The 24,514-nt window shown below is 38.0% G+C and carries 23 protein-coding genes and 4 tRNA genes; 15 read left to right on the top strand and 12 right to left on the bottom strand.

Going from position 1 to position 24,514, the window contains the following annotated elements:
• Nucleotides 1-65: 65 nt before the first annotated feature.
• Nucleotides 66-1,985: a tRNA uridine-5-carboxymethylaminomethyl(34) synthesis enzyme MnmG gene (mnmG, locus tag LW137_RS01550; protein ID WP_233032665.1), complete on the top strand. Its 1,920-nt coding sequence runs from the start codon at nucleotides 66-68 to the stop codon at nucleotides 1,983-1,985.
• A 1-nt stretch (nucleotide 1,986) separates the two neighbouring features.
• Here the strand turns inward: mnmG and LW137_RS01545 are convergent, their stop codons facing one another.
• Nucleotides 1,987-2,295 carry a hypothetical protein gene (locus LW137_RS01545; protein WP_233032664.1) on the bottom strand — a complete coding sequence of 103 codons (309 nt, stop codon included), beginning with the start codon at nucleotides 2,293-2,295 and terminating at the stop codon, nucleotides 1,987-1,989.
• A 97-nt stretch (nucleotides 2,296-2,392) separates the two neighbouring features.
• Between LW137_RS01545 and LW137_RS01540 the strand changes: the two genes are divergently transcribed.
• Entirely contained in the window at nucleotides 2,393-2,773 is a 381-nt protein-coding gene (locus tag LW137_RS01540; protein WP_233032663.1) for a diacylglycerol kinase, read from the top strand.
• 15 nt (nucleotides 2,774-2,788) lie between these two features.
• Here the strand turns inward: LW137_RS01540 and pstB are convergent, their stop codons facing one another.
• From pstB to LW137_RS01520, 4 genes are read right to left on the bottom strand one after another with little or no spacing between them, the layout of a single operon-like run.
• Nucleotides 2,789-3,529: a phosphate ABC transporter ATP-binding protein PstB gene (gene pstB / locus LW137_RS01535; RefSeq protein ID WP_233032662.1), complete on the bottom strand. Its 741-nt coding sequence runs from the start codon at nucleotides 3,527-3,529 to the stop codon at nucleotides 2,789-2,791.
• On the bottom strand, nucleotides 3,523-4,617 hold the full coding sequence (gene pstA, locus LW137_RS01530) for a phosphate ABC transporter permease PstA (RefSeq protein WP_233032661.1): 1,095 nt from the start codon (nucleotides 4,615-4,617) through the stop codon (nucleotides 3,523-3,525). The genes pstB and pstA overlap by 7 nt, the downstream gene beginning before the upstream one ends.
• On the bottom strand, nucleotides 4,614-5,525 hold the full coding sequence (pstC, locus tag LW137_RS01525; RefSeq protein WP_233032660.1) for a phosphate ABC transporter permease subunit PstC: 912 nt from the start codon (nucleotides 5,523-5,525) through the stop codon (nucleotides 4,614-4,616). The genes pstA and pstC overlap by 4 nt, the downstream gene beginning before the upstream one ends.
• Nucleotides 5,522-6,514 carry a substrate-binding domain-containing protein gene (locus tag LW137_RS01520; RefSeq protein ID WP_233032659.1) on the bottom strand — a complete coding sequence of 331 codons (993 nt, stop codon included), beginning with the start codon at nucleotides 6,512-6,514 and terminating at the stop codon, nucleotides 5,522-5,524. The genes pstC and LW137_RS01520 overlap by 4 nt, the downstream gene beginning before the upstream one ends.
• Before the next feature lie 97 nt (nucleotides 6,515-6,611).
• Here LW137_RS01520 and LW137_RS01515 point away from each other — a divergent pair, with 97 nt between their 5' ends.
• Nucleotides 6,612-7,268, top strand: coding sequence for a response regulator transcription factor (locus LW137_RS01515; RefSeq protein WP_428845612.1), 657 nt, complete (start codon nucleotides 6,612-6,614; stop codon nucleotides 7,266-7,268).
• Nucleotides 7,262-8,509 (top strand): sensor histidine kinase, encoded by a 1,248-nt coding sequence (locus LW137_RS01510; protein WP_233032658.1) that lies wholly within the window; start codon nucleotides 7,262-7,264, stop codon nucleotides 8,507-8,509. The genes LW137_RS01515 and LW137_RS01510 overlap by 7 nt, the downstream gene beginning before the upstream one ends.
• Here LW137_RS01510 and radA read toward each other — a convergent pair whose 3' ends face one another.
• The 3 genes from radA to LW137_RS01495 are packed head-to-tail and all read right to left on the bottom strand — an operon-like array spanning nucleotide 8,510 to nucleotide 11,269.
• Complete coding sequence (gene radA, locus LW137_RS01505) at nucleotides 8,510-9,850, bottom strand: DNA repair protein RadA (protein WP_233032657.1); 1,341 nt, start codon at nucleotides 9,848-9,850, stop codon at nucleotides 8,510-8,512.
• Complete coding sequence (ftsY, locus tag LW137_RS01500) at nucleotides 9,843-10,724, bottom strand: signal recognition particle-docking protein FtsY (protein WP_233032656.1); 882 nt, start codon at nucleotides 10,722-10,724, stop codon at nucleotides 9,843-9,845. The genes radA and ftsY overlap by 8 nt, the downstream gene beginning before the upstream one ends.
• Entirely contained in the window at nucleotides 10,724-11,269 is a 546-nt protein-coding gene (locus tag LW137_RS01495; protein WP_233032655.1) for a hypothetical protein, read from the bottom strand. Before LW137_RS01495 ends, ftsY begins: the two co-directional genes overlap by 1 nt.
• Nucleotides 11,270-11,299: 30 nt before the next feature.
• Between LW137_RS01495 and LW137_RS01490 the strand changes: the two genes are divergently transcribed.
• Nucleotides 11,300-11,923: a 5-formyltetrahydrofolate cyclo-ligase gene (locus LW137_RS01490; RefSeq protein WP_233032654.1), complete on the top strand. Its 624-nt coding sequence runs from the start codon at nucleotides 11,300-11,302 to the stop codon at nucleotides 11,921-11,923.
• A complete protein-coding gene (rny, locus tag LW137_RS01485; protein ID WP_233032653.1) occupies nucleotides 11,853-13,316 on the top strand; it encodes a ribonuclease Y in 1,464 nt (487 codons plus the stop codon). The genes LW137_RS01490 and rny overlap by 71 nt, the downstream gene beginning before the upstream one ends.
• Here the strand turns inward: rny and LW137_RS01480 are convergent.
• Genes LW137_RS01480 through LW137_RS01465 form a run of 4 tightly spaced genes read right to left on the bottom strand, consistent with a single transcriptional unit; the run spans nucleotide 13,313 to nucleotide 18,436 of the window.
• Nucleotides 13,313-13,768, bottom strand: a complete 456-nt coding sequence (locus LW137_RS01480) for a tRNA (cytidine(34)-2'-O)-methyltransferase (RefSeq protein ID WP_233032652.1) — start codon at nucleotides 13,766-13,768, stop codon at nucleotides 13,313-13,315. The genes rny and LW137_RS01480 overlap by 4 nt on opposite strands.
• A 30-nt stretch (nucleotides 13,769-13,798) precedes the next feature.
• Nucleotides 13,799-16,000 carry an endonuclease MutS2 gene (locus tag LW137_RS01475; RefSeq protein ID WP_233032651.1) on the bottom strand — a complete coding sequence of 734 codons (2,202 nt, stop codon included), beginning with the start codon at nucleotides 15,998-16,000 and terminating at the stop codon, nucleotides 13,799-13,801.
• Nucleotides 15,993-17,300, bottom strand: coding sequence for a UDP-N-acetylmuramate--L-alanine ligase (gene murC, locus LW137_RS01470; protein ID WP_233032650.1), 1,308 nt, complete (start codon nucleotides 17,298-17,300; stop codon nucleotides 15,993-15,995). Before murC ends, LW137_RS01475 begins: the two co-directional genes overlap by 8 nt.
• Complete coding sequence (locus tag LW137_RS01465; RefSeq protein ID WP_233032649.1) at nucleotides 17,297-18,436, bottom strand: succinyldiaminopimelate transaminase; 1,140 nt, start codon at nucleotides 18,434-18,436, stop codon at nucleotides 17,297-17,299. The genes murC and LW137_RS01465 overlap by 4 nt, the downstream gene beginning before the upstream one ends.
• Nucleotides 18,437-18,540: 104 nt before the next feature.
• Between LW137_RS01465 and LW137_RS01460 the strand changes: the two genes are divergently transcribed.
• The 9 genes from LW137_RS01460 (at nucleotide 18,541) to LW137_RS01420 (ending at nucleotide 24,514) form a co-directional block, all read left to right on the top strand.
• A tRNA-Gly gene (locus LW137_RS01460) sits at nucleotides 18,541-18,615 on the top strand.
• Nucleotides 18,616-18,684: 69 nt separating this feature from the next.
• Nucleotides 18,685-18,771, top strand: a tRNA-Leu gene (locus LW137_RS01455).
• 8 nt (nucleotides 18,772-18,779) lie between these two features.
• Nucleotides 18,780-18,854, top strand: a tRNA-Cys gene (locus tag LW137_RS01450).
• A gap of 26 nt (nucleotides 18,855-18,880) precedes the next feature.
• A tRNA-Ser gene (locus LW137_RS01445) sits at nucleotides 18,881-18,968 on the top strand.
• A 144-nt stretch (nucleotides 18,969-19,112) separates the two neighbouring features.
• Nucleotides 19,113-20,654, top strand: coding sequence for a flagellin B (locus tag LW137_RS01440; protein WP_233032648.1), 1,542 nt, complete (start codon nucleotides 19,113-19,115; stop codon nucleotides 20,652-20,654).
• Nucleotides 20,655-20,711: 57 nt separating this feature from the next.
• Nucleotides 20,712-22,607, top strand: a complete 1,896-nt coding sequence (locus tag LW137_RS01435; RefSeq protein ID WP_233032762.1) for a motility associated factor glycosyltransferase family protein — start codon at nucleotides 20,712-20,714, stop codon at nucleotides 22,605-22,607.
• Complete coding sequence (locus tag LW137_RS01430) at nucleotides 22,595-23,347, top strand: TSUP family transporter (RefSeq protein WP_233032647.1); 753 nt, start codon at nucleotides 22,595-22,597, stop codon at nucleotides 23,345-23,347. The genes LW137_RS01435 and LW137_RS01430 overlap by 13 nt, the downstream gene beginning before the upstream one ends.
• Before the next feature lie 65 nt (nucleotides 23,348-23,412).
• Entirely contained in the window at nucleotides 23,413-24,141 is a 729-nt protein-coding gene (modA, locus tag LW137_RS01425) for a molybdate ABC transporter substrate-binding protein (RefSeq protein ID WP_233032646.1), read from the top strand.
• A complete protein-coding gene (locus tag LW137_RS01420) occupies nucleotides 24,134-24,514 on the top strand; it encodes a TOBE domain-containing protein (protein ID WP_233032645.1) in 381 nt (126 codons plus the stop codon). The genes modA and LW137_RS01420 overlap by 8 nt, the downstream gene beginning before the upstream one ends.

Raw genomic sequence — 24,514 nt, 5'->3', positions numbered from 1 at the left:
GACAAAAAACCTTTTTCTTATCCTTTGATATAATCCCAAGCTCATTTTATTTGCTAAGGTTTTCTATGGAATTTGATGTTTTGGTGGTTGGTGGAGGACATGCAGGGATTGAAGCAAGTGTGGCAAGTGCCAAAATGGGGGCTAAAACACATTTGCTGACAATTTTGGTAGAAAACATAGGGCTTGCAAGTTGCAATCCAGCTATTGGAGGTTTAGGAAAGGGGCATTTGACAAAAGAAGTTGATGCGCTTGGAGGGGTAATGGGGATGATTACAGATGCCTGCGGGATTCAATATCGCACACTCAATGCCTCCAAGGGTCCTGCTGTGCGTGGAACAAGAGCACAGATTGATATGGATGCTTATCGAATCTATGCACGAAATTTAGTGCTTGATACACCCAATCTTAGTGTTTCTCAAGAAATGGCAGAGTCATTGATTGTAGATTCTGAGGATTCCCAAAAAGTGATTGGAATCAAAACAAATATCGGAAAAACTTATTTTGCTAAAAAGATCATTCTCACAACAGGAACCTTTTTGCGGGGGTTAATTCATATTGGAGAGGTGATGAGTGAGAATGGACGCGTAGGAGAGAGTGCAAGTCGGAATCTATCTCAAAGCCTTATTGATTTGGGTCTTGAAGTGGGGAGATTGAAGACAGGGACTTGTGCAAGGATTGATGGAAGAAGTATTGATTTTTCTGAACTTGAGATTCATCATGGCGATGATCCTGCCCCACATTTTAGTTATCGCACAGATTCTCAAACCTTTAAACCCATCCAATATCCTTGCTATGTGACTTATACAAATGAAAAAACACATGAAATCATTCGATCAAATTTCCATCGTGCTCCTATGTTTATCGGACAGATTCAAGGGATTGGTCCAAGGTATTGTCCTAGCATTGAAGATAAGGTCAACCGTTTTGCAGACAAAGAGCGTCATCAGCTTTTTTTAGAACCTCAAACAAAGGATGAGAGTGAATATTATATTAATGGCTTGACAAGCTCACTTCCTTTTGATGTGCAAGAGGAAATGATCCATTCAATCAAGGGTCTAGAAAATGCACGCATTACGCGATATGGCTATGCGATAGAGTATGATTTCGTGCAACCCACAGAACTTCATCACACCCTTGAGTGCAAGAAGGTTAAAAATCTTTATCTAGCTGGTCAGATCAATGGAACAACAGGTTATGAAGAGGCTGCAGCTCAGGGAATTATGGCAGGTATCAATGCAGTCTTGGCTCTCAAAAAAGAAAAAGATGAGCGTTTTGTGGATCGATTTGGTGATCTTGAAGAGTTGGTCTTGCGTCGTGATGAGGGGTATATTGGTGTTTTGATTGATGATTTGGTAAGCAAGGGGACCAAAGAGCCTTATCGTGTTTTTACTTCAAGGGCAGAGTATCGCTTGCTTTTAAGAGAAGATAATGCAATCTTTAGGCTTGGTGAGTATGCCTATCAGCTTGGTTTGATGGAGGAAGATCAATATTTGAAGCTCAAACAAGATCAGGAAGATATGCAACGCGGTATGGAATATTTGACAACGCATCCTATGACACCTTCTAAAGAGAATCTTGCCTTTTTAGAGTCTTTGGGAGAAGAGGGGATTGGGGATAAGAGCGAGGCGTTTTTGATTGTGGGGAGAGATAGCTTTGATAATGGCAAATTAAGACGCTTTAATGCAATGTTTGGAAATATGAGCGATCGAGCATTGGAACAAATCAGAATCCAATCTAAATATTTTCACTATATAGAAAAGCAAAAAGAAAGCATTGCCAAAATGGATGAGATACTCAAGGTAAAAATCCCGCAAGATTTTGTTTATGAAGGGATTAGTGGGTTGAGTTTAGAAGTGGTTGAGAAGCTTCAAAAACATCGTCCAAGCAATCTTTTTCAAGCTTCGCAAATTAGTGGGATTACTCCAGCAAGCATTGATATCTTGCATCTTTATATTCATCTAAGAAGCAAAAAAGCTTCTGAATGACTTATTTTGAAAAATATTTGTCATAAAGCTCTTTTGCTTCTTTTTTCCCTTTGCTGATTTCATCTTTAAGGTAGAGCTCATAGATTTCCTTGCTTTCTTTTGAAAGGGTTTGAATCATCTCTTTCAGATAAGCTTCGTGGAAATCATGACTTTGTTTTTTGAGCATTTCAACTTCTTCTTTGAGATTTTTCTCATACAATTCTTTTGCAGTTTGGATTGATTTTTCATAAAGATTTTCTGCTTTTTCTGCTTCTTGAGCTTGCAAGAAAGAAAGAAAAAAGCATAAACATAGAGGGAAATAAATTTTCATCATACATTCCTTGGAGAAATTCAAAGAGTGTATTTTAAAATGACTTGGAAAATCAAAAAAGTATTTTGTAAATCATTTATTTTAGCAAGGAGAGGGAATGCGCAATGAAAAAAAGGGAAAAAGTGGAATTTGTAGAATCAAAAATGCTTTTTTTTATTCTCTAAGTGGAATTAGATCAGCTTGGCAAGATGAAGAAGCATTTAGACAGATTCTGATTTTGGCGATTTTGGGGGTAGGGTGCGCTAGTGTGATGGCGAGGGATTGGATAGAGTGGAGTATTTTGATATTGCCTTGTTTTTTGGCCTTAATGGCTGAGCTTATAAATTCTGCGATTGAAAACGCGATTGATTTTACAAGTCTTGAGATTCATCCATTGGCTAAAAAGGCCAAGGATATGGGAAGTGCGATTCAGTTTGTTGCTTGTGTTTTGTGGGTTTTGATTTGGGGGGGATATATTGGACAGAGATTCTTGGGATAAATCCCAAGATGAGATTTATCCAAAAACACCATTAAGATATGCTTGCGTTCTTTCTTCTTTGGGAGATTCAAAAAATTCTTGACTTTTCCCCATTTCAACCAATTCACCAAGATGAAAAAAGGCAACCTTATCAGCTATTCTTTTGGCCTGTTGCATATTGTGCGTGACCATAATCATTGTGAGATCTTGACTGAGTTCTTTAAGAAGCTCTTCAATCACGCCAGAAGAGATAGGATCAAGGGCAGATGTGGGTTCATCAAGCAATAGAAGTTTGGGCTTGATTGCTAATGCTCTAGCAATACAGAGGCGTTGTTGTTGTCCTCCTGAAAGGGCTAAGGCATTGGTTTTGAGCTTGTCTTTGACTTCATTGAGTAATCCAACCTTACAAAGTGAGTCTAGGACTAATTGTTCCTCTTCGTCCTTATTTTTGATCATTCCATGAAGTCTTGGAGCATAAGCAATATTTTCATAAATGCTTTTGACAAAAACATTGGGTTGTTGAAAGACCATTCCCACCATTTTTCTTAGTTTAACGACATCTTGATAAGCGACATCTTGCCCTTTGACTTCTACAAGTCCTTGGATATGAGCAATCTTGTCATTCATACGATTGAAGCATCTAAGAAATGTTGATTTTCCACAGCCAGAAGCTCCAATAAGTGCTGTTATTTTGTTTTTTTTGATGTTCATATTGATATTAAAAAGTGCTTGTTTTTTTCCATAAAATAAATTAAGATTGACAACTCTTGCTACCATGATTGTTTTCCTTGAAAATATTTTCTTAAATAAATTGCGCTTAGATTAAGTAAGACTAGAAGCCCCAATAGCACCAAAATACCTGCAGCAGCACGTTCTAAGAATGCCTTTTCGGGCATACTTGCCCAATTATAGATTAAGGCAGGAAGAACTGTTGTGGGTTGAGTAAGCGAGGTTGATACATCAGGGATAAATGCAATCATTCCAATCAGCATCAAAGGTGCTGTTTCTCCAATGGCTTGGGCGAGTGCTAAAATAGATCCTGTCAAAATTGTAGGCATTGCCATAGGGAGGGAAATGCCTTTGATAACTTGCCATTTGCTCATCCCAAGTGCATATCCTGCTTTTTTGAGGTGGATATCTACGCTTTTAAGAGCGGATTGACTTGCAACAATAATGATAGGCAAACTCATAATTGCTAGAGTTAATCCTCCCACAAGGGCTGAAGATCTAGGCATACCAAAGAAATTGATAAAAAGCCCAAGTCCCAAAAGTCCAAAAATAATACTTGGAATCCCAGCAAGATTATTGATGCAAACTTCAATGATTCGCGTCAGCCAATTTTGAGGGGCAAATTCTTCTAAATAAATTGCTGTTGCAATACTGATTGGAACAGCGACTACCATACACACTAAAATCACCAAAAGGGTCCCAATTGCTCCTGCTAAAACTCCTGATTGCTCTGGAGAGGTTTTAGAATCTCCATTAAAAAAGAAATTGAGATTCAATCGTGTTTCAATCCTTTTTTCTTGTTTGAGAGTGTCAATTAGAGATCTTTGAGAATCTTTTAGGCGTGAGAATTTTTGTTTGACATATTGATCTACTTCAGAATTTGCCAAAAACCACGCATTTTCTTTGATGCCTCCTTGGAGACGAATCTTTCTTTGCTCACTTCTTGAGAGGAGAGAGGTGATTTTGGAATCTGAGGAGGGTGTCATATAAATATAGGTTTGATTAAATGCAGGAAATCCCATATAAGCAATGCTTCCTAAAAACACAACCAAGAAAGCAAGATTGAGATAAAGTCCCATCTTGCAAAAAAGTTTGAAGTGTTTGGAAGACTTTTTTCTTTTTTTGAGTAGCTTCATAGATTTTTTCCTTTGTGAAATTGATGGATGAGATAGACGCTGATCATATTAATCACTAGGGTGATGATAAATAATGCCAACCCAAGCGAAAAAGCGCTAAGTGCAAGTGAGCTATCAAATGCCTGATCTCCTTGGAGCGCTTGGACAATATGCACAGTCACTGTTGTCATATCTTCCAAAAAATTCAAACTAAGATTTGGGCGTAGGGATGCAGCCATGATAACAATCATTGTTTCCCCCAAAGCACGAGATAGTCCAAGTAAGCATGAAGCGATGATTCCAGGCATTGCCTCAGGTAAGATCACAGCAAAGACTACTTCTTTTTTTGTCATTCCTAGGGCATAAGCTCCATTCACTCTCTTTGCACTCACTGATTCAATGCAATCTTGAGAGAGAGATGCCACAATTGGGACAATCATCACCCCCATAATGAAACCCGCACCTAGCGCACTTTCATAGCTTGCAGAAATATTAAAAATCTCAAAAAACCCAACAATAAGCGGAGCGATGACAATGACAGCAAAAAAACCAAAGACAACGGTTGGAATCCCTGCAATGACTTCTAAAATGGGTTTAAAAAGATTTTTAGATTTTTTCCCAGCAAAAACACCTAGGTAGATTGCACACATAACACCAACAGGGATTGCAGTTAGCATCGCAATCAGAGAGATATAAAATGTTCCCCAAAACAAGCTAACTGCTCCAAAAATCCCATGTCCCGTGCTTCCATCAGCCTTGAGAAATGCTCCATCTGCTGCCCATTGAGAAGAAAACAAAAATGTAAAGAGGCTTTCTTTTTGGAAAAATTTGATTGCTTCAATCAAAATTGTAAGCATAATGGCAAGACTGACAACAATGCTAATCAAAGCACATAAAAATAATGTGCTTTTGATAAATCTTTCTTTCATTTGGAGACTTTGCCTTCTTTGACTAGATCAAGAGTGAGGATGGAAGGATTTTGCAATCTTTTTTGAACTTCTTGCAAGAGTTCTTGGTTGAGTGGGACAAGACCAATTTTTGAGAGCTCTCCATCACTTGATGCCAAATCATTATTCATAAAGATTCTTGCAAACTCTAAAGATTCTTTGTTTTTTAAATTGATATAAATAAAGAGCGATCGTGCAAGTTCATATGTTCCATTGGCGATGTTTTCTTCATTGGCTTGAATAGAATCAATACTTAGAGCATCAATCTTATCTTGATTGTTTGCCAAAAATCCATATCCAAAAAGTCCTAAAGCTTCTTTATCTGCACTGAGTTTTGTCACGATAAGATTGTCGTTTTCTCCACTTGGAATATAAGCACTATCTTGTCGAATGCTCTTGTATTTCCCCGCTTGCGATCCATATTCTTTGAATGTTTTAGATACCTCTCCAAGAATAAGTTCTTCAATCGTATCTCTTGTCCCAGAACTTGAGGGTGGTCCATAAATGGTGATTTTTCGATTGGGAAGTGAGGGGTGGATTTGATTCCAATGTGTGTAGGGATTGGCGATGAGTTTCCCATCTTGTGGGATTTCTTTGGCAAGAGCAAGGAAGAGTTGCTCAAGAGTGAGATTGATAGGTGCATTGATTTTGTTTTGAGCTAGCACAATTCCATCATAGCCAATCATAATCCCCATAATATCTGTCACTCCATTTTTGAGACAATTTTGAAACTCACTTTCTTTGATTGTTCTTGAGGCATTGGCAATATCTGTTTTTCCTTCACAGAAAATCTTAAATCCTCCCCCTGTCCCTACGCTCTCTACAATAGGTGTTCTTGTGTTTTTGATTGCTGAATACTCTTCTGCGACAAAAGCACTAAATGGATAAACCGTAGAAGATCCCGCGATTTTGAGTTCTGATGCATTGATCAATAAAGCACTTAATCCAAGGATGGCAAGACTTTTTTTCATTGAATTTCTCCTTAAATGACAAAGTAGGAGCGGAAATGTAGAAAGATTTGGAAACTTTTTGGAAACATTTGTGAGTAGAAAGGGGTTTTGGTATAGTTTGCAAATGCTAAATGTCGTTTTGATTGAAGATGAAAAAGATTTGAATGAGTTGATTTGCTTGCATTTGATGCAGGAGGGAATCTCTGTGCAAAGTTTTTTGGATATGCCAGATTTGGAAGAGGTATTGCATGAGGGGAGGGTTGATGCTTTAATCGTTGATCGAAATTTGCCCAGTGGGGATAGCATCAAATCCATTCAAAAACTCAGAAAGCTTGGCTATGAAGAATCAGTTATTTTTCTAACAGCAAAAGCAAGACAAGAGGAGGTGTTTGAGGGATTTGAAAAGGGGTGTGATGATTATATTTGCAAGCCTTTTGAGATGAAGGAATTGATCTTGCGTCTTAAGGCTATGATGCGACGGAAGCTAAAAAATCGTTTGCAATATGGGGAGTGCGTCTTGCTTTTGGGAGAGAGGGAGTGTTTTTATGAGGGGAAGAGTGTGTCTGTGAGTGGATTGGAGTTTGAACTTTTGAGATGTTTTTTTGAAAACAAAAATGAAACCCTTAGTCGTCAATTTTTGAGTGAGAGCGTGTGGAAAAATGACACAACAAGCGATAAAACAATCAATATAGCTATCACAAGATTGAAACAAAAATTTCCATTTTTGAAAGAAAAAATCCTTCCTATTCGTGGTTTGGGGTATCGCTTGTGTTGAGTTTTAGGGGAGTTTTTATCGGTATATTTTGTGCTTTGTTTGTTTTGTTTGCAGGAGTGAGCTATCAGTGGAATGTGCAAAGCAATACCAAGCAAGCAATCCTTGATTCTCAAACAAGGATCCAACATGCTCTTTTTGCTCTAAAAAGCATTGACCCTAAAGAAATAAACCAAGACAATCTCCAATCTTTGAGTGAGGGATTGGGTGTGGAACTTTTGGTTGTAAAAAAAGATAGATATATTTCATCATCCCCACAATCAATACAAAAGCAAAATTTCAAAGAAAGCTCTTCCCCTATTTATGAAGATGGGATGGTTTATCAAGTGCTTTATTTGAGGGATAAGATGCTTGTTTTGTATATGCTTCCTCAAATTAGGGTGGATGGTTTAAATCTTGTTATTTTTTGTGTCTTTATGTTGTGTGTAATTTGTATTTGTTGGTTGTTCTATGTGAGTTTCAAGGAGCAATTTGAGCAAATTCTCTCACCCACTCAAAAAGGAAAAGCAAAATCGCTTTTATCCTTAAGATTTGGGGAAATGCAAGTGTTTTCAGAGCAACTTCAGAAGCTAGAAAAGATTCTTGCTCGACGAGATCAAAAAACATTGAAACAAACTCAAAAGATCAAACTCAAGAACGAACAACTCTCAAATCTTTTGAGTGCCATTTCTCACGAACTTAAAAATCCTTTGAGCATTATTCAGCTCTCTCTTGATGGGCTAGAAAACCCAAAGATTGAGCAAAAAGATCTTTTTTATCAAAAAATACGCCATCAAGTTGTTCGTCTCAATCAATTAACACATAAGCTCAATTTTGTTTTCAATCTAGATATAAAGCAAGTTCAATTTGAAGAATTTGATTTGTTTGAGGTTGTGCAAGGGATTATCCAAGCTCAAGATAATCATCGAATCAAACTTTTGGGAGAAACAACTTTTGTAAGAGGGGATGTGTTTTTGATCGAACAAGTAGTGATCAATCTCATTTCTAATGCCTTGAAATATAGTCAAGATGAAATCTTGATTGAGATTAAAGATGGAAAATTTAAAATTACAGATTATGGCATTGGGATCACCCAAGAGCAAATTAAAAAAGTGACAAAGAAATTTTATAAAGCCAATCCAGAGAGTGAAAATTCCTTTGGTTTGGGACTTTTTATCGTTAAAAAGATTTTGACTCTTCATCAAAGTCGTTTGAAAATCAAATCTAAGCCCAACGAGGAAACTAGCTTTGCTTTTAGGCTCTAATCACATCCAATCAAGGAGTTTTGTTACTTCTTGAATCTCATAGCATTTGATAGGGGCGGGATTGCTAGGCTTTTGAGCGATGATTGCTTTGGTAAATCCATAGTTTGCAAGCTCTCTTAGGCGGATATCCAAATTGCCCGATTCTCTAATATCGCCAATCAATGTCACTTCTCCGATAAAAGCTGTTTGAGGATTGAGGGGGCGATTTTTAAAGCTTGAGACAATGCTTGCAATCAAAGCAAGATCAGCCCCAGTTTCATTGATTTTGATTCCCCCTGAGATATTGACAAAAACATCATAGCGATTAAGTGGAAGATCAAGTTTTTTTTCTAAAAGTGCCAAAAGCATATTGAGACGATTGAGGTCAAATCCTGTTGCTAAGCGTTTGGGCATCCCAAAAGAATTTTCACTCACAAGTGCTTGAACTTCTATGACTAGAGCTCTTGATCCCTCAAGAATGACTGTTGTCGCACTCCCTGCCATTTGCTTTTTGGATTGAAAAAAGAGCTTGGAGACTTCTTTGGCACTGACTAAGCCATTTTCTTTCATCTCAAAGATTCCTACCTCACTTGTTGTGCCAAAGCGATTTTTAAACCCTCTAAGGAATCTGATTTCTCGACTTGGATCTCCCTCAAAATAAAGCACACTATCAACCATATGTTCAAGCACTCTAGGACCAGCAATCGAGCCTTCTTTGGTGATATGGCCAATAATAAAGATCGCGATATTGTAATCTTTGGCAACCCTAAGAAGAGAAAAGGTACTTTCTCTCACTTGAGAAACAGACCCAGGTGCTGAGGTGATGCTTTCTGAAAAGAGTGTTTGAATAGAATCAATAATGCACACTTCATAGTCTTTGGAATGTTCTAAAATGCTTGAGAGATTGATCTCATTGAGAAGATAGAGATTGGGATGAATGCAATGAAGGCGTTCTGCGCGCATTTTGATTTGTCCTGCACTCTCTTCCCCGCTGATATATAGCACACGCTTTCCTTGTTGGGCTAGGTTGTATGAAACTTTGAGCAAAAGCGTAGATTTTCCCACCCCCGGACTTCCACCAATCAAATAAAGTCCGCCCTCAACGATCCCTCCCCCAAGTACCAAATCAAGCTCACTTTCTCCTGAGCTAAATTTGCTAAATTCTTCATGATTGACTTGTGTGATGGGGATGGCTTTGGATGGAGTTGGATTTGGAGATGAGTTTGCTTTGAGATAAGCGATTTGTTCGCTTTTAAGCTCAACAAGACTTTCCCATTCTTGACAATTGGGACATTTTCCAAGCCATTTAGGGCTTTGGAATCCACAATGCTGACATTCAAACAATGTGTGCTTTTTAGCCAAAAATCGCCTCTAAAATCGATTGAATATATTCTTCTTCATTAAATGGAAGAAGATTGTCTTCTTTTTCGCCAGTGCCGATGTAGGCAATAGGGAGTTTGAGCTCATAAATCATACTCAAGATCGCTCCTCCTTTGCTTGTGCTATCAAGCTTGGTGACAATGATTCCATCAACATTTAAGATTTCATTGAAAATCTTAGCTTGAGTGATTGCTGAGCTTCCTTGCGTCCCATCAAGGATAAGCAGTTTGTGAAAGGGTTTTTCATCTAAGGCTTTGGAGCAAACTTTGGAGATTTTGATGAGTTCATTTTTGAGATTGGTTTGATTATGTAATCTTCCTGCAGTATCGATAATGATTTGATCTGCTCCCCTTGCAAGTCCAGCTTTAATGCTATCAAATGCTATCGAGCTTGGATCATGACCAATTTGAGAGCTGATCACTTCAATCCCTAGCTTCTCTCCCCAAAGCTTGAGCTGTTCAATTGCTGCAGCGCGGAATGTATCTCCTGCACCTAAGATGACTTTTTTCCCTTGCTTTTTAGCTAAATGAGCAAGCTTGGCAATTGTTGTTGTTTTTCCTGCGCCATTTACGCCAATAATAAGCATTACCTCAGGTTTATCTTGAAGGGGGGTGTATTGCAATTTATCATAATAGCTCTCAGCGCGGAAGAATCTCCACAATGCCACCTCAAGTTCGTTTTTGCTCACTTCTTGAGGGAGATTTTTGAGCATCATTTCGATCAAGTCATAGGAAATATCGCTTTCAATGAGAGCATTTTCTAGTTCATTTTGAGAGATAAGTTTCTTTTTTGTGCCGATGGCCTGAGAGATTCCATCGGTTGTTTTTTTAAGAATCGATTTGAGGCTTTGAAACATTATTTTTCTCCATTTTGATTTAGGATTTGATTGATATCAAACTCCACCATTTCTTCTGGAACAAGCCCCTCATATTCTTGAACAAGTCGCAATTTCTCATCATAGAGCACCAAAAGATTGGTATCTGTTTGGCGATCAAAATTTTCTAAGAAATTCTTTTTGTCTGTCGCAAAATAAAAATCAAAGTCTAAATCATAGGTTTGATTAAGAATTGTTGCTTCATCTTTATAGAGATTGAGATTGGAATCATTGGCAATAAGGATAGGAATAAAATCAATTTGATTTTGATATGTGTCACGGATGCGTTTAATGTGCTCAATTCCCTCAAAGCAAGTGTTGCACATTGGCTGAACGAAATAGAACAAAATAGGCTTGCTTTGATTTAAAATCTCAAGGCGATTTTTGATTTTTGTAATATTGAGTGTTTTGCCCGAGATGCTTTGGAATCTGTATTCTGGATAGAGCTTTTTGGCAAAGCTTCCTTGATTGCATCCTATAAGAAAAATAAGTATCCACAAAAATGAAAGTAAAGTTATTTTTTTCATAACTGTGATTATAAAGATTTAGGAGAAAACTTGAAAGAAAAAGTAAGAGTTTTGGCAAAAAAAATTCTCAACAAGAGATCAAATCAAGTCAATATTTATATGCACGATAAAATGATTCAGCACTTTTTGCTTGATTGGATTAAGAAGAGGAGATTTAAAAATATTTTGTTGTTTTATCCTATGAGGCATGAAGTGGATTTGATTTGTTTGATGCATCAATTGCGACAAAAGAAACTCAATGTATTTGTGCCTTGCATCAAAGGGAAGACGATGTTTGTTCAGCGCTTGCGTTTTCCTCTTAAGCGTGGACAATATAATATTTTAGAATCCGGAAGTTCTTCTTGTTATGAAGGAGAGATTGATCTTGCTGTTGTGCCAATTTTGGCATTTGATTCGGATTTAAGGAGGATTGGTTTTGGTCAAGGATATTATGACCATTTTTTTGCCAGATTGCTTGCTAAACCCTATATAATTTTTTTGTCAAGGTATCCGGTTTTTTCGAAAAAACCGGTGACAAACTTTAGAGATATTCGGGCTGATATGGTTTTATTCTCAAAAGTATTTTTAAGATTAGGAAAACACAATGCAAATAGTCGAAGTAAGCCTTATATTTTTGATTTTAATCGTAATGATTGGGCTTTATCTGATTTTTAGAAAATCTTTATATCAAAAATCACTTTTTAGGAGTGATTTGTCCCAAGTGGGGCTAAAAGAGAAAGAATTAGAATTGCGATATCAGCAAAAAATACAGGATTTGGAGCTTTTAGAAAAAAAACTTCAAAAACAAGCCAAAAAACTCCAAAAACATCAAGAAGAGAATCAAAATATTCAAAAGAGACTTTTAGAGCAAGAGAAGTGTTATACGCATCTTGTAGAGCAAAATCATCAAGAAAGAGAAAGGCTAAAGGAGCTTTTTGGAAATTATCTTGGAATGAATGAAAATGAAGTCAAAAAAGAACTTTTAAGGCTTTATGAAGAGGATTTGATCGCGCATAAGGGGAAAATGATCCGCTATCACGAAAATGAGCTTAAAAATGAGTTGAAAAAACGAGCCAATTTTATGATTGCTCAAGCGACAACGCGCTATTCTGGAGAATTTGCACAAGAGAGGTTGATCAATGTCGTGACCCTCCCTAGTGATGAGCTTAAGGGGAGGATTATCGGAAAAGATGGACGCAATATTAAAACATTTGAAATGATTACAGGTGTAGATGTCATTATTGATGATACTCCTTTGACGATTGTCCTAAGTAGCTTCAATCTCTATCGTCGTGCGATTGCAACAAAAGTCCTTGAAGAATTGATTGAGGATGGACGTATACAGCCTTTGAGAATTGAGGAGATTTTCAAGCGAGTGAGCGAAGAGATGGAGGAGAGTTTGTTGCAAGATGGGGAAGAGGTCGTGTTGGATCTTGGTTTGGGATATATGCATCCAGAGCTTAAAAAAATGATTGGGCGATTAAAATATCGAGCAAGTTTTGGTCAAAACACCTTGGGGCATTCTTTGGAGGTTGCTAATCTTGCTGGTGTGATTGCTGAGGAGCTAGGAGGAGATGCTAGATTGGCCAAACGAGCTGGAATCTTGCATGATGTTGGAAAAGCTATGACACAAGATTTTGGTGGGAATCATGTAGAGTTGGGTTATGAGCTTTGCTTGAAATATCAGGAAGACCCTGTTGTGCTTAATGCGATTAGGGCTCATCACGATTATGAGGAACCAAGAAGCATAGAAGCTGCTGCAGTTTGCTGTGCAGATACGCTTTCTGCAGCAAGGCCTGGGGCTAGACGAGAGGCTTTGGAGAGTTTTTTAAAAAGAGCCGTTGAGCTTGAAGCGATTGCTATGAAAAAGCGTGGAGTGAAGCAAGCATATGTGATCAATGCGGGCAAGGAGATTCGTGTGATTGTGGATGCTTTGGTAGTTGATGATGCAGAGTGTGCGGTATTGGCCAAAGAGATTGCCAAAGAAATTGAAGAGGGATTCCAATATCCTGGGGAAATTAAAGTGCATATGATTCGAGAAAGTCGCGTGATTGAGATTGCCCACTAAAGGGGCCAGTTTTGTCTAATTGCCTCATATAAAACAGCCCCTACACATGTGGCTAGATTGATACTGCGTATTGTTTCTTTCATGGGGAGTTTTAGAGCTTGGTTTGAATAAGTTTGTAGGATGTGAGGGTCTAATCCAGCATCTTCTCGTCCAAAGTATAAAAAGCACTCTTTGGAAAAAGAGGCATCAAAATAATTTTTGTCTGCTTTTGTTGAAAGAAAGAAATGCTGAGAATTGACTGGAAAAGCTTCCCAAAATGCATCTAGGTTTTTCCATTCATAAACTTCAAGATCTTTCCAATAATCCATTCCTGCGCGTTTGAGTTCTTTTTGTGAGATTTGAAATCCTAGAGGATGGATGAGGTGGAGTTTGGCCCATCCTGCAACGCAAAGCCTCCCAATATTTCCCGTATTTTGAGGAATGCGTGGCTCAACTAGAACAATATTAAACATTTTGATTCCTTCATTGATTGATTTAAAACACTAAAGCCATATAAGTTTTGCTCCAAACCCTCCCATTTGAGGTGGAGCATCTTCAAAGCGAATGACTTTTGGATGAGCGAGCAAGAATTCTTTGATTGCTCTTGAGAGAATCCCTGAGCCAATTCCATGATAGATCAAAACTTCATCATATCCTGCTAAAAGGCAATCTGAAAGGAATTTGTCAGTTTTTTCAAGGGCTTCTTCTACACGCAGGCCATGAAGGTCAAGCGTGATTCCTGTTGAATTTTTGGGAGCATTGATTTTGGGCTGATTGGGTTGGGCTTTTGGTTTTGTTGTTGGAGTGAGATCTTGAGGCTTAACCTTGAGTTTCATTCCATTGTCACATTCAATCAAGAAAAGCTCCCCACTTCTACCCACAATTACACCTCTTTGATGGAGATATTTCACCATTTGCCCAATGCTCAAGGATTGAGGTTTGGCTTTTGAGGTTTTATCATTGTGAGATTTGAGGACTTGATGGGCTTTGTTCATATTTTGGTGGATTTGAGAGAGATTTTTGGCCTCTGATTTGAGAATCTTGAGCGCTTCATCATAGGTTTGTTGAAGTTTCTGTTTGGTTTGCTGGACTTCTTTTTGGTTGTGTTTGATTTGATCTTGAAGTTCTTCTTGCATCCTTTGGGTTTTTTGGATTTCTTTAGAAAGCTGTTGGTTTTTTTGATGCAATTCAAGCTCTAAAAGTGTAGATTTTTCAATAAGGATATTGAGTTTTTCTTTGTCATCCCCATAATGCTCTTTGGCTTTTTGGATGAGACTTGGAGGGATGTGATAGCGCATCGCTGTTTCAAATGCATAACTTTTTCCAATACTTCCTTGCAAGAAGCCAAAAGTAGGGGTTTGATTTTTCTCATCAAAGAGTGCGGCATAGAGTTCAACTTTAGGGTGAGAGGCCATTAGTGAGGCAAGTCTTTTGTGGTGGGTTGTGATGATGATTTTGTTATTTTTAAGAAGAAGGTGTTCAAGAATGGTTTTATATAAACTTGAGGCTTCATCAGAATCTGTGCCTAGCTCAATTTCATCGATAGCCAAAAGCATTGAATCAGAATTGAGGATTTTTGAGATTTCAAGCATTCTGCCTGCAAATGTCGAAATATCATTTTTGCTATTTTGAGGATCAGAAATAATGGCTTGAATATGTTTAAAATAGCCAATTTTTGATTTTTGGGCATTGATTTTTTGAGGGATGAGGTATTTACTAAGAAATGCGCAACTTAGGATGGATTTGAGGAGCATTGTTTTTCCTCCAGCATTCACCCCTGTGATCATTAAAAGGTTGCGTTGGAAGCGGATGTTGAGCAATTGAGGATTTTTGAGGGCTGGATGAGCATAATCGCTCAAAATCAAGTCTTGGGTTTGGGAGCGAAAGAGGAATTGTAAATTTTTAGATTTGGCGAAATTGCTTCGTGCTTGAAGATGGTCAAGAGTGTCAAAACTTGCGTTGATAAATTTTAGAAAGGAAAGATGCTTTTGAAAGCTTTGACTAATGGTTTTACAAATCTGAAACAAAAGATCTTCAATGGCATCTTGGATTTGAGATTCTCTTTCTTTGAGCTTGACGATGCTTTCAGGACAGAGATAGAAAAATCCATTTTGAGATCTTGAAATAATCATTCCTTTAATCACATGATTAAAACCAGACTTCAATAAAAGGCATTCATTTCCATTGAGATAGTGAATTTGTCGATCAACAAGATAGGAGGAAAGTTTTTCGAGCGAAAAGAGATGTGAAAATTGATAAGAAATCTCTTTTTTGTTTCGAGAAAGATTATATTTGAGCCCATCAAGTTCTGCAAATGTTCCTTCTTTGATTTGCCCCTCTTCATCAAAATATGATGAAATCTCAAGCAATGCAGGAGGAATGATGATTTTTTCAAGCCAAGTCTTGAAAGCTCCATCTTTGGGGATAAGGCTTGATTTCTGAATCATCGAAAAGTAGGCAATGATTTTTGCAAAAGATGCAATTTCGTCTAATTTAAGCGTCCCAAATTTTTGCAAAAGCATAAGTGGGTGATCAAGATTTGCAAGAGAAGGAAGAGGGGGGAGACTGAAATTTTCTAGTTCTTGAAGGATTGTGATATAAAAATTTTCATCTCCTTGTAGACTGATTTCTTTGGGTCGGGCAAAGAAATCTTTAAAAGAAGCGATAAATTCAGAGAGATCAAGTTTTTGAATCAAATCAGTCACATTTTTCCCTTAATTGTTCTGTAATGTCTCCAGCTCCAAATCCAATAATCACACCTTCATTGATACTTTCAAAAATTTGATCTTGTTGGTGTAGATAGATTTCTCCAGATTTTTGGGTGATATGTGTGGCAAAGGTGGGATTGTATTGAGCAAAGAGAGATGCAAAATCAATTTCTTGGTGTTTTTCTCCTGCTTTCCAAACAGGTAAGATGATGAGGCGATCACAGCCTCTAAAACATTCGATAAAAGCTTGTTGGTTATCCAAAAAGCGTGAATATTTATGTGGTTGCCAAATGCAGGTGATGGGAGAGGGGGATTTGAGTGAATTGTAAGTTTGCAGGGCTTGAAGGGTAGCTCTGATTTCTGTGGGGTGGTGAGCATAATCATCAATAATAATTGCCTGAGCTTTGCTTATGATATCAAAGCGTTTTTTGATCCCTCTAAAATTTTTAAGATTATTGCGAATCTGATCCAGTGGAAGCTCATCTAAACTTGCCAAAATTGCCAAAGAGGCATTTAAAGCGGTATGATTCCCAAGTCCCCAAACTTCAAATTCTCCCAAATTTTTGAGATTAAAGCGTGTGAAAGGCTCTCCTTCTTTGAGAAAGAATGAGAGATTTTGGATATCTGTTTGTGGGTATAGGCGAATTGCATCAATTGCAAGAGAGCCTAAGAATGGGTCATCCATATTGATAACACGCTTTTGTGCTTGAAGCAAAAAACTCTCATATGCTCCATAAAACTCATCAAGGTTGTGATGATAGTTTTCCATATGTTCGGGTTCTGCATTGGTGACGATTGCACAATAGGGGTTGGAGTTTAAAAAACTTTTATCTGATTCGTCTGCTTCAAAAACAAGATTTTGATTTTTTGTTTGTCTTACATTAGAGCCAAATTCCTTACTCTCAGCTCCAATAATAGCCCCAAAGTGAGGCAATATACTGCTAAGCATTGCGCTAGTTGTGCTTTTCCCATGTGCTCCACAAACACTAAAAACGCGATGATCTCTAAGGATTTGTTTGAGCGCTTCTTTGCGTGAGAGGATGGGAATATTTTGTTTTTGTGCCTCTTGGATTTCAATGTTATCAGAGCGAATGATAGCTGAGTGGATGATCAAATCCTGATGATTGATTGAGGATTGGTGGTGAGGGATACAAATAGGAATCCCTTCTTTTTGAAGTTGTTTGACTATTTTGTTGGGTGCAACATCTGATCCGCTAATGCTGTGTCCTTGAGATTTGAGATAGCGTGCAAGTCCAGAAATTCCAATTCCCCCAATCCCAATACAATGTATCTTCATTCTTCCTCCTTAAAAGTTTTAAGAGCGTATTTGATTTTTTGCAATGCTTTGGCAATCGTATGTGTTTGGTAAACAAGCGCCAATCGCACAAAACCTTCACCAGCCTGATTGCGACCTAGAAACCTTCCAGGTAAAACCTTGATTCCATATTCTTTAAAGAGTTTTTGTGTGAATTTAAGATCATCTTTGACTGCGAGCCAAACATAAAAAGTAAAGGGCGAGATAGAACAGTCTTGAAAGATTTCTTGAGCGATTTGGAGGTTTTGTGCATAAATTAATCGCGTTTGCTCGCTTGAGAGATTCCAAGCTACTTTTGCAGCTTCTTGTAGTGGGAGCGGGATAGCACAACCAATATAAGTGCGATAGAGGTTGTAGGGCTTTAGAATATTGGAATCTCCAGCAATGAAGCCACTTCGCAATCCAGGAGCAGATGATCTTTTTGAAATTGAGTTTAATGCAAGGATATTTTTAAATTCTTTATTTCCAATCTGCATACAGGCCTCTAAAATGCTTGGCGGAGGGAGATCTTGATAAATTTCACTATAGCATTCATCGCTTAGAATCACAAAATTATATTCCAAGGCAAGTTCAACCCATTGACTGAGTTCTTGAAGTGCGAGAGTGCTTCCTGTTGGATTGTTGGGCGAATTAAGAATGACAAGATTGACTTTTTGAAGTTGTTGGGGGGTAAGAGAGGGCTTGAAATGATTTTCTTGGTTTAAATCCATAAGGATAATATCTGCTTTTGCTCCGATTGCTCCCCCTTCATATACTTGATAAAAAGGATTAGGATAGGCGATGACTGGATGAGGAAGATTGCTCAAAAAAAAGTGAGGAAAATTAAATAAAACTTCCCTTGTTCCAAAAGTAGGGATAATTTGGGTTTGGTTGAGAGAAACTCCAAAGCGTTTTTCAAGGAAATGGAGTTGTGCTTCTTTGAGTTGTGCTTCTCCTGAAGATTTTGGATACTTTCTAAGTAAGCTTGCGTGATCTATGAGAGCCTGCTGGATAGCTATGGGTGTCTCAAATTGGGGCTCTCCTATTGTGAGATCAATAATATTGTGACTAGGAGGTTCAATCCCTTCTAATAAAAGGGAAAGTTTCTGAAAAGGATAGGTTTGAAAGGAATCTAGCACCGCTTTTCCTTAATAATAAGGGATAAAAGCTGTAATTTTAATCAAAAGTTTTAAAAACTATCTTGATTTTTTTAATTTTCCCTGTTAGAATTGCACTTTTTATTGCGGGAATAGCTCAGTGGTAGAGCACAACCTTGCCAAGGTTGGGGCCGCGAGTTCGATCCTCGTTTCCCGCTCCATGTTTTTATTGTGTGTTTTAAAAATAACTCTTAAATAATATCTAGGTAATTTTTTGAGTTTTGCTCGAGGCCCGGGTGGTGGAATGGTAGACACAAGGGACTTAAAATCCCTCGAACATTGTGTTCGTGCCGGTTCAAGTCCGGCCTCGGGCACCAAAAAATATGGCGACATAGCCAAGTGGTAAGGCATGGGCCTGCAAAGCCTTGATTCCTCGGTTCAAATCCGAGTGTCGCCTCCAACTGATGATTTCTCTAATTTGCTTTTCGGGAGATGGCTGAGTGGTCGAAAGCGGCGGTCTTGAAAACCGTTGAGGGTCACACCTCCGGGGGTTCGAATCCCTCTCTCCCGGCCATAATCTCCCCTTTTATATAATTTTTTCTTTTGAAATATTCTTTTCAGATTTAGTCCCCCTAAAATCCTTTTTATGTCGCAGTAAATAAAATTGGAACATATATTGCTAAGTGATTGCTTGTAATTTTTTTGTAAGGATACAAGCATGAGTTTTAGGATAAATACAAATATTTCTGCATTGAATGCTCATAGTATTGGCGTTCAAAACAATCGAGCAATTAGCAGTTCTTTGGAAAAGCTAAGTTCGGGTTTGAGAATCAATAAAGCTGCCGATGATGCTTCAGGTATGGCAATTGCTGATAGTTTGAGATCACAAAGCGAATCTTTGGGGCAGGCAGTTAAGAATGCTAATGATGCGATTGGGATGATCCAAGTGGCTGATAAGGCAATGGATGAGCAAATCAAGATTTTAGATACCATCAAAACAAAAGCGATCCAAGCCGCTCAAGATGGGCAAACAACAGAAACAAGAAAATCACTCCAAGCTGATATTACAAGATTGCTTGAAGAGCTTGATAATATCGCAAACACAACAAGTTTCAATGGTCAGCAGATGCTCTCTGGTGCATTTACAAACAAAGAATTCCAAATTGGAGCTTTCTCTAACACAACTGTTAAGGCAAGTATTGGTGCAACTAATTCCAATAAGATCGGACATGTTCGTATGGAAACCGCATCTTTTGATGGAATTGGAATGAAAGCAAGTGCTGGAGCAAAGAATCTAACTGAAGTTGCTTTGAACTTTAAAGGCGTTAATGGAACAGAAGAATATGAAATTGAGGCCGTTAAGATCTCAAACTCTGCAGGGACAGGAATTGGGGTTTTGAGTGAAGCGATCAATCGCTATTCGGATAAATTGGGCGTTAGAGCAAGTTGGAATGTTGTTGCTACAGGTGGAACTCCTGTTCAATCTGGAACAGTAAGAGGGCTAACAATCAATGGAGTAGAGATTGGGACTGTTGATGTGGCAAGAAATGATTCTGATGGGCGATTGATTAATGCAATCAATGCAGTTAAAGATTCAACAGGAGTTGAAGCATATACAGATATTACAGGAAGAATCAATGTCAAGAGCTTAGATGGAAGGGCTATTTCTATCCAAGCTGTTAGTGCGACAGGATCTGTCTTTGGTGGTGGCAATTTTGCAGGAATTTCGGGAGCCACACACGCAATTGTTGGACGACTTACTCTCACTCGAACCAACGCAAGAGATATCGTCGTGAGCGGAACAAATTTTAGCCATATTGGATTCCATTCTGCTCAAGGGGTCGCAGAAGCAACGATTGCTTTGAGATCTTTGCTTGGAAGTTTTGATGCCAATGTCGCCTCAGCCTCTGGAGCAAACGCAAATCTTGCGCAAGCTAATATGAATGCTCAAGGATTAAGCGCTGGTGTGACAAGCCTTGAGGGTGCGATGATTGTAATGGATATGGCAGAATCAGCAAGAATTCAGCTTGATAAGATTAGAGCAGATATGGGTTCTGTCCAAAACCAACTTACTTCTACAATCAATAATATTTCTGTTACACAGGTGAATGTAAAAGCTGCAGAATCTCAAATTAGAGATGTAGACTTTGCCGCAGAATCTGCGACATTCTCAAAACATAATATTTTGGCTCAAAGTGGAAGTTTTGCAATGGCTCAAGCCAATGCAGTGCAACAAAATGTTTTAAGACTCTTGCAATAGCTTAAAATAGGGGGTGTAAATGGGGTGGGATCATAGATGATTGAAGGGTCAAAGGATATGAATAATTTTTTTGAATCTAATCTTGCTTCTCTTGCAGTTAAAAATCCAAATCTAGCTTTCAAGCTCCAAAACATCACACCTAACCAAAAATATGAAGTGTTTATTGGTGAAGATATTGCTAATTATAATATTGTTGATAAAAATGAAAATGTCGCAATATTTAGCACTCAGCCTTTGCAAGAAACGATGAAAAGATTTGATACGCTCAAAGAGAGCTTATATCATCCTTATTTATATTGTTATGGGATGGGAAATGGGGTGCTTCATAAGCTACTTTTGGATCAAGAGATTCGTAAGCGGATTGTGGTGATTGAGCCAGAGCTTGAAATTTTGTTCATTGCACTGCATTTTATTGATTTCTCTCAAGAAATCTTAAGCGGAAAACTTGTTTTGCGTGAAGATCTTGATGATCAGGGTATTGCTTCTTTATTTGAAGAAGATAAACACTCTAAGTTTTATGTCAAAACCTATATGCTTGAGATTTTCAATCCCTATTATGAGCGATATAGGGAAAAATTTTTGAGAATCAACCAAAGCTTTATTCGAGCAATTGAGCACTTGGTTGTAGCTGTGGGCAATGATGCTAAAGATGCAATTATTGGGATCAAACATCATATTGCCAACCTCCCTCAAACAATCCAAACTCCAACTCTAGTAGATTTGGTTTTAAATCTTAAAAATCGCGATACTGCCATCATTGTCTCAACAGGTCCTAGCTTGCACAAACAACTTCCTCTTTTGAAGCAGATCGCACCTTATGCGACATTATTTTGCATTGATGCATCATTCCCTATTCTTTATCAAAATGGAATTAAGCCCGATATTGTCCTTTCTTTGGAGCGAGTGGAAGCAACAGCAAAGTTTTATGAAGAAACACCAAAAGAGGCGTTTGAGGGAGTGATTTTTGCGATTACTTCGATTGTGCATCCAAGATTGCGAAGGGCAATTGAGGAAAATGGAGGGTTGATTCAATACAGCTATCGTCCATTTGGCTACACCACTTATTTTGGGATTCATGAGTATGGTTATTTGGGGATTGGAATGAGTGCTGCAAATATGGCTTATGAATTGATTGTGCATGCGAGGTTTAAACGATGCGTGATTATTGGCCAAGATCTTGCTTTTGGAGATGATGGAAGCTCTCATTCTAAAGGAGCAGTTTATGGAAGTGATGAGATACAAAAAGGATCCAAGCGTGCTGGACAAAGTGTATATCTGACACGCTATGGGGGGGAGGGAGAGGTTGAGAGTACTCAAGTGTGGAAGATGTTTTTAAATTTCTATGAAAGAGATATTGCAAATACTCCCTATCCTTTGGAGGTGATCAATTCAACAGAGGGGGGAGCAAGGATAAAAGGGACTCTTGAGCTTCCTTTCTCTGAAGTCTTGCAACGCATACCAAGAGAGGAAAAACAACCTATTGCTTTGGATTTTCCCACAGAAGAGGTGAGGCAAAACAATCTAAAGATCATTGAAGAAAAATGTCGCCTTTGGCTCAAAGAAGGGAAGAAAAAACAAAAGAGAATCGAAAAAGTTTTTTTAAAAGTGGCGCATTTCTGCGAAGAACTTGAAACGCTAAATGAAGAAAAAAGACTTGAAATGATTGATTATCAGAAGTTAGATTCTTTGAGTAAAGAGATCGAAAAAATCAAACTCTTCTTTAAAGAGCCCTTGTTTGGATCTTTGTTTGTTGATGCATTACAGTCTTATATTTTTCATCAAGAACTTGATATTGCAAGGGTTTTGGTTAAAACTACAGATGATGAAATGCAAAGGCGCGCTAAGCAAATTGAACTTATTTTCTTGCATAAATATTGGCTTTTTTCTCTTGCTGGAGGGATTGCTAATGTTCTTGAAGCTGTGAAATTGGCCCAAAAAGAATGGAAGCTATAGGATTTGAGACTTTTGTGTTTCTTTTTGGAATCGCTTTTTGTGCGGGAGCGATTGATGTGATTGCAGGAGGAGGAGGGTTATTGACAATCCCTGCATTGATGCTTGCAGGGATCTCTCCTCTTCAGGCTTTGGCAACAAATAAAGTCCAAAGTATGTTTTCTCCTCTTTATGCTACTTACTTCTTTTTTAAAAAAGGAATGTTTGATTTTAGATCTTTGTGGATTGCGCTTTTGTTTTCTGTGTGTGGTGCCTGTTTTGGAGTGATGAATGTTGGAGTGATTGATCAAGTCAAGCTTGAGAAGATGATTGCGATTGTTTTGGGGGGAGTGGCTTTGTTTTGTCTGATTTCTCCTCAATTTCCAAAGAATGATACAAAGCCCAAAGTGAGATGGTTGGGTTTACCCTTTTTTGTGTGTTTTTTGGGATTTTATGATGGATTTTTGGGTGCAGGGGCAGGAATTTTTTTGACTCTTATGTTTGTGATCTTGTTTGGAATGGGGGCTATAAAAGCTGTCGCTCATGCAAAACTTTTTAATCTTGCTTCTAATTTTGCCTCTTTCTGTGTTTTTGCCTTGAGTGGATGGGTGATTTGGAAAATTGGTGTAGTGATGGCTATTGGGACGATTCTTGGATCTTTGGTAGGATCAAGGCTTGTGTATTTGCATGCTGAGAAGATTATTAAGCCCATTGTGATTCTTGTTGCTTTGGGAATGTGCGTGAAGATTTTGTATTTGAAATGAGAATGAGTAAGGATTGGTGGGTATGCTAGAATGCGTTATATATTTTTTTATATAAGGAAGTGATGATGAAGATTTGGTTGGGATTATTTTTGGCATTGTCTTGTGTGTTTTCTGGGGAATTAAAGATTGTGGCTGCTGCAAATTTAAAGGGAGTGATGGAGACGATAAAAACTGAGTTTTTAAAAGATTTTCCAAATGAAGAGATTGAGATCACTTATCTCTCATCAGGAAAGGCTTATGCTCAAATTAAAAATGGATTAGAAGTAGATCTTTTCTTTTCTGCAGATTTGCAAAAAGCTCAAAAACTCTTCAAAGAGGGGTTGGGGCTACTTGAACCAAGAATCTATGCGCTTGGAAAGCTTGTCGTTTGCAGTGCAAAAGACATCAATCTCTCTACAGATTCTGTTTTTTTATCTCCAAATGTGAAGCATATCTCTATTGCCAATCCCAAGTTAGCTCCCTATGGAGAGGCTGGCGAAGCATTTTTGAAACAAAAAAAACTTTATGACAAAGTCAAAGATAAACTTGTAATAGGTGATTCTATAGGACAAGCTTTTTTGCATGTCAAAAGTGGATCAGCAGAGATTGGTTTAAATGCTCTATCTTTAGTGATTTTTGATTCGACGATGAGTTATAGGATTTTGGATGAAAAAGCATATCCACCTATTCAGCAAGCAATGATTATTTTGAAACGCACAAAAAATGAAGCTTTGGCGCGATCTTTTGCTCGGTTTGTGATGAGTGATGAGGGTCAGAAGATTTTTGAATCTTTTGGATATGGTCGCAATGAATAAAATCAAGTGTGAGATTTTCAAGCAAGATTCTCAAGATGGGATGAGCTTTATTCAGCTTGATTGCGGATCGGAGCGTTTGGGAGTGATGAGTTTGGATGAGGGGTGGAAAGTAGGAGAGATAGTGTGGGCGAATTTTAAAGAAAGTGATGTGATGATTGCTCTTGATTCTCGCATTAGTGCTCGCAATAAATTTTATTCTCCTATCCTTTCAATTGTGCATAATTCTATTTTGGCGCGTGTTGTCTTTGGTTTTCAGTCTTATCAAATTTCTTCTTTGATTTCTTATGAGGCGACCAAAGAACTTGGATTGAAAGAGGGGATGGAATGTTTTTGGTTTGTCAAATCCAATGAGATTTTGCTTTTGAGGGGGTAG

The organism is Helicobacter kayseriensis (assembly GCF_021300655.1).
GTDB classification, from domain to species: Bacteria; Campylobacterota; Campylobacteria; order Campylobacterales; family Helicobacteraceae; genus Helicobacter_G; species Helicobacter_G kayseriensis.
The sequence above is the reverse complement of the archived record's forward strand: the minus strand, read 5'-3'. Positions and strand labels throughout refer to the sequence as shown.

Coding starts and splice junctions, on each gene's coding strand:
- mnmG (WP_233032665.1), top strand. CDS start 66: ATGGAATTTGATGTTTTGGTGGTTGGTGGAGGACATGCAGGGATTGAA.
- LW137_RS01545 (WP_233032664.1), bottom strand. CDS start 2,295: ATGAAAATTTATTTCCCTCTATGTTTATGCTTTTTTCTTTCTTTCTTG.
- LW137_RS01540 (WP_233032663.1), top strand. CDS start 2,393: ATGCGCAATGAAAAAAAGGGAAAAAGTGGAATTTGTAGAATCAAAAAT.
- pstB (WP_233032662.1), bottom strand. CDS start 3,529: ATGGTAGCAAGAGTTGTCAATCTTAATTTATTTTATGGAAAAAAACAA.
- pstA (WP_233032661.1), bottom strand. CDS start 4,617: ATGAAGCTACTCAAAAAAAGAAAAAAGTCTTCCAAACACTTCAAACTT.
- pstC (WP_233032660.1), bottom strand. CDS start 5,525: ATGAAAGAAAGATTTATCAAAAGCACATTATTTTTATGTGCTTTGATT.
- LW137_RS01520 (WP_233032659.1), bottom strand. CDS start 6,514: ATGAAAAAAAGTCTTGCCATCCTTGGATTAAGTGCTTTATTGATCAAT.
- ftsY (WP_233032656.1), bottom strand. CDS start 10,724: ATGTTTCAAAGCCTCAAATCGATTCTTAAAAAAACAACCGATGGAATC.
- LW137_RS01495 (WP_233032655.1), bottom strand. CDS start 11,269: ATGAAAAAAATAACTTTACTTTCATTTTTGTGGATACTTATTTTTCTT.
- rny (WP_233032653.1), top strand. CDS start 11,853: ATGCAAATAGTCGAAGTAAGCCTTATATTTTTGATTTTAATCGTAATG.
- LW137_RS01480 (WP_233032652.1), bottom strand. CDS start 13,768: ATGTTTAATATTGTTCTAGTTGAGCCACGCATTCCTCAAAATACGGGA.
- murC (WP_233032650.1), bottom strand. CDS start 17,300: ATGAAGATACATTGTATTGGGATTGGGGGAATTGGAATTTCTGGACTT.
- LW137_RS01440 (WP_233032648.1), top strand. CDS start 19,113: ATGAGTTTTAGGATAAATACAAATATTTCTGCATTGAATGCTCATAGT.
- LW137_RS01435 (WP_233032762.1), top strand. CDS start 20,712: ATGAATAATTTTTTTGAATCTAATCTTGCTTCTCTTGCAGTTAAAAAT.
- LW137_RS01430 (WP_233032647.1), top strand. CDS start 22,595: ATGGAAGCTATAGGATTTGAGACTTTTGTGTTTCTTTTTGGAATCGCT.
- modA (WP_233032646.1), top strand. CDS start 23,413: ATGAAGATTTGGTTGGGATTATTTTTGGCATTGTCTTGTGTGTTTTCT.
- LW137_RS01420 (WP_233032645.1), top strand. CDS start 24,134: ATGAATAAAATCAAGTGTGAGATTTTCAAGCAAGATTCTCAAGATGGG.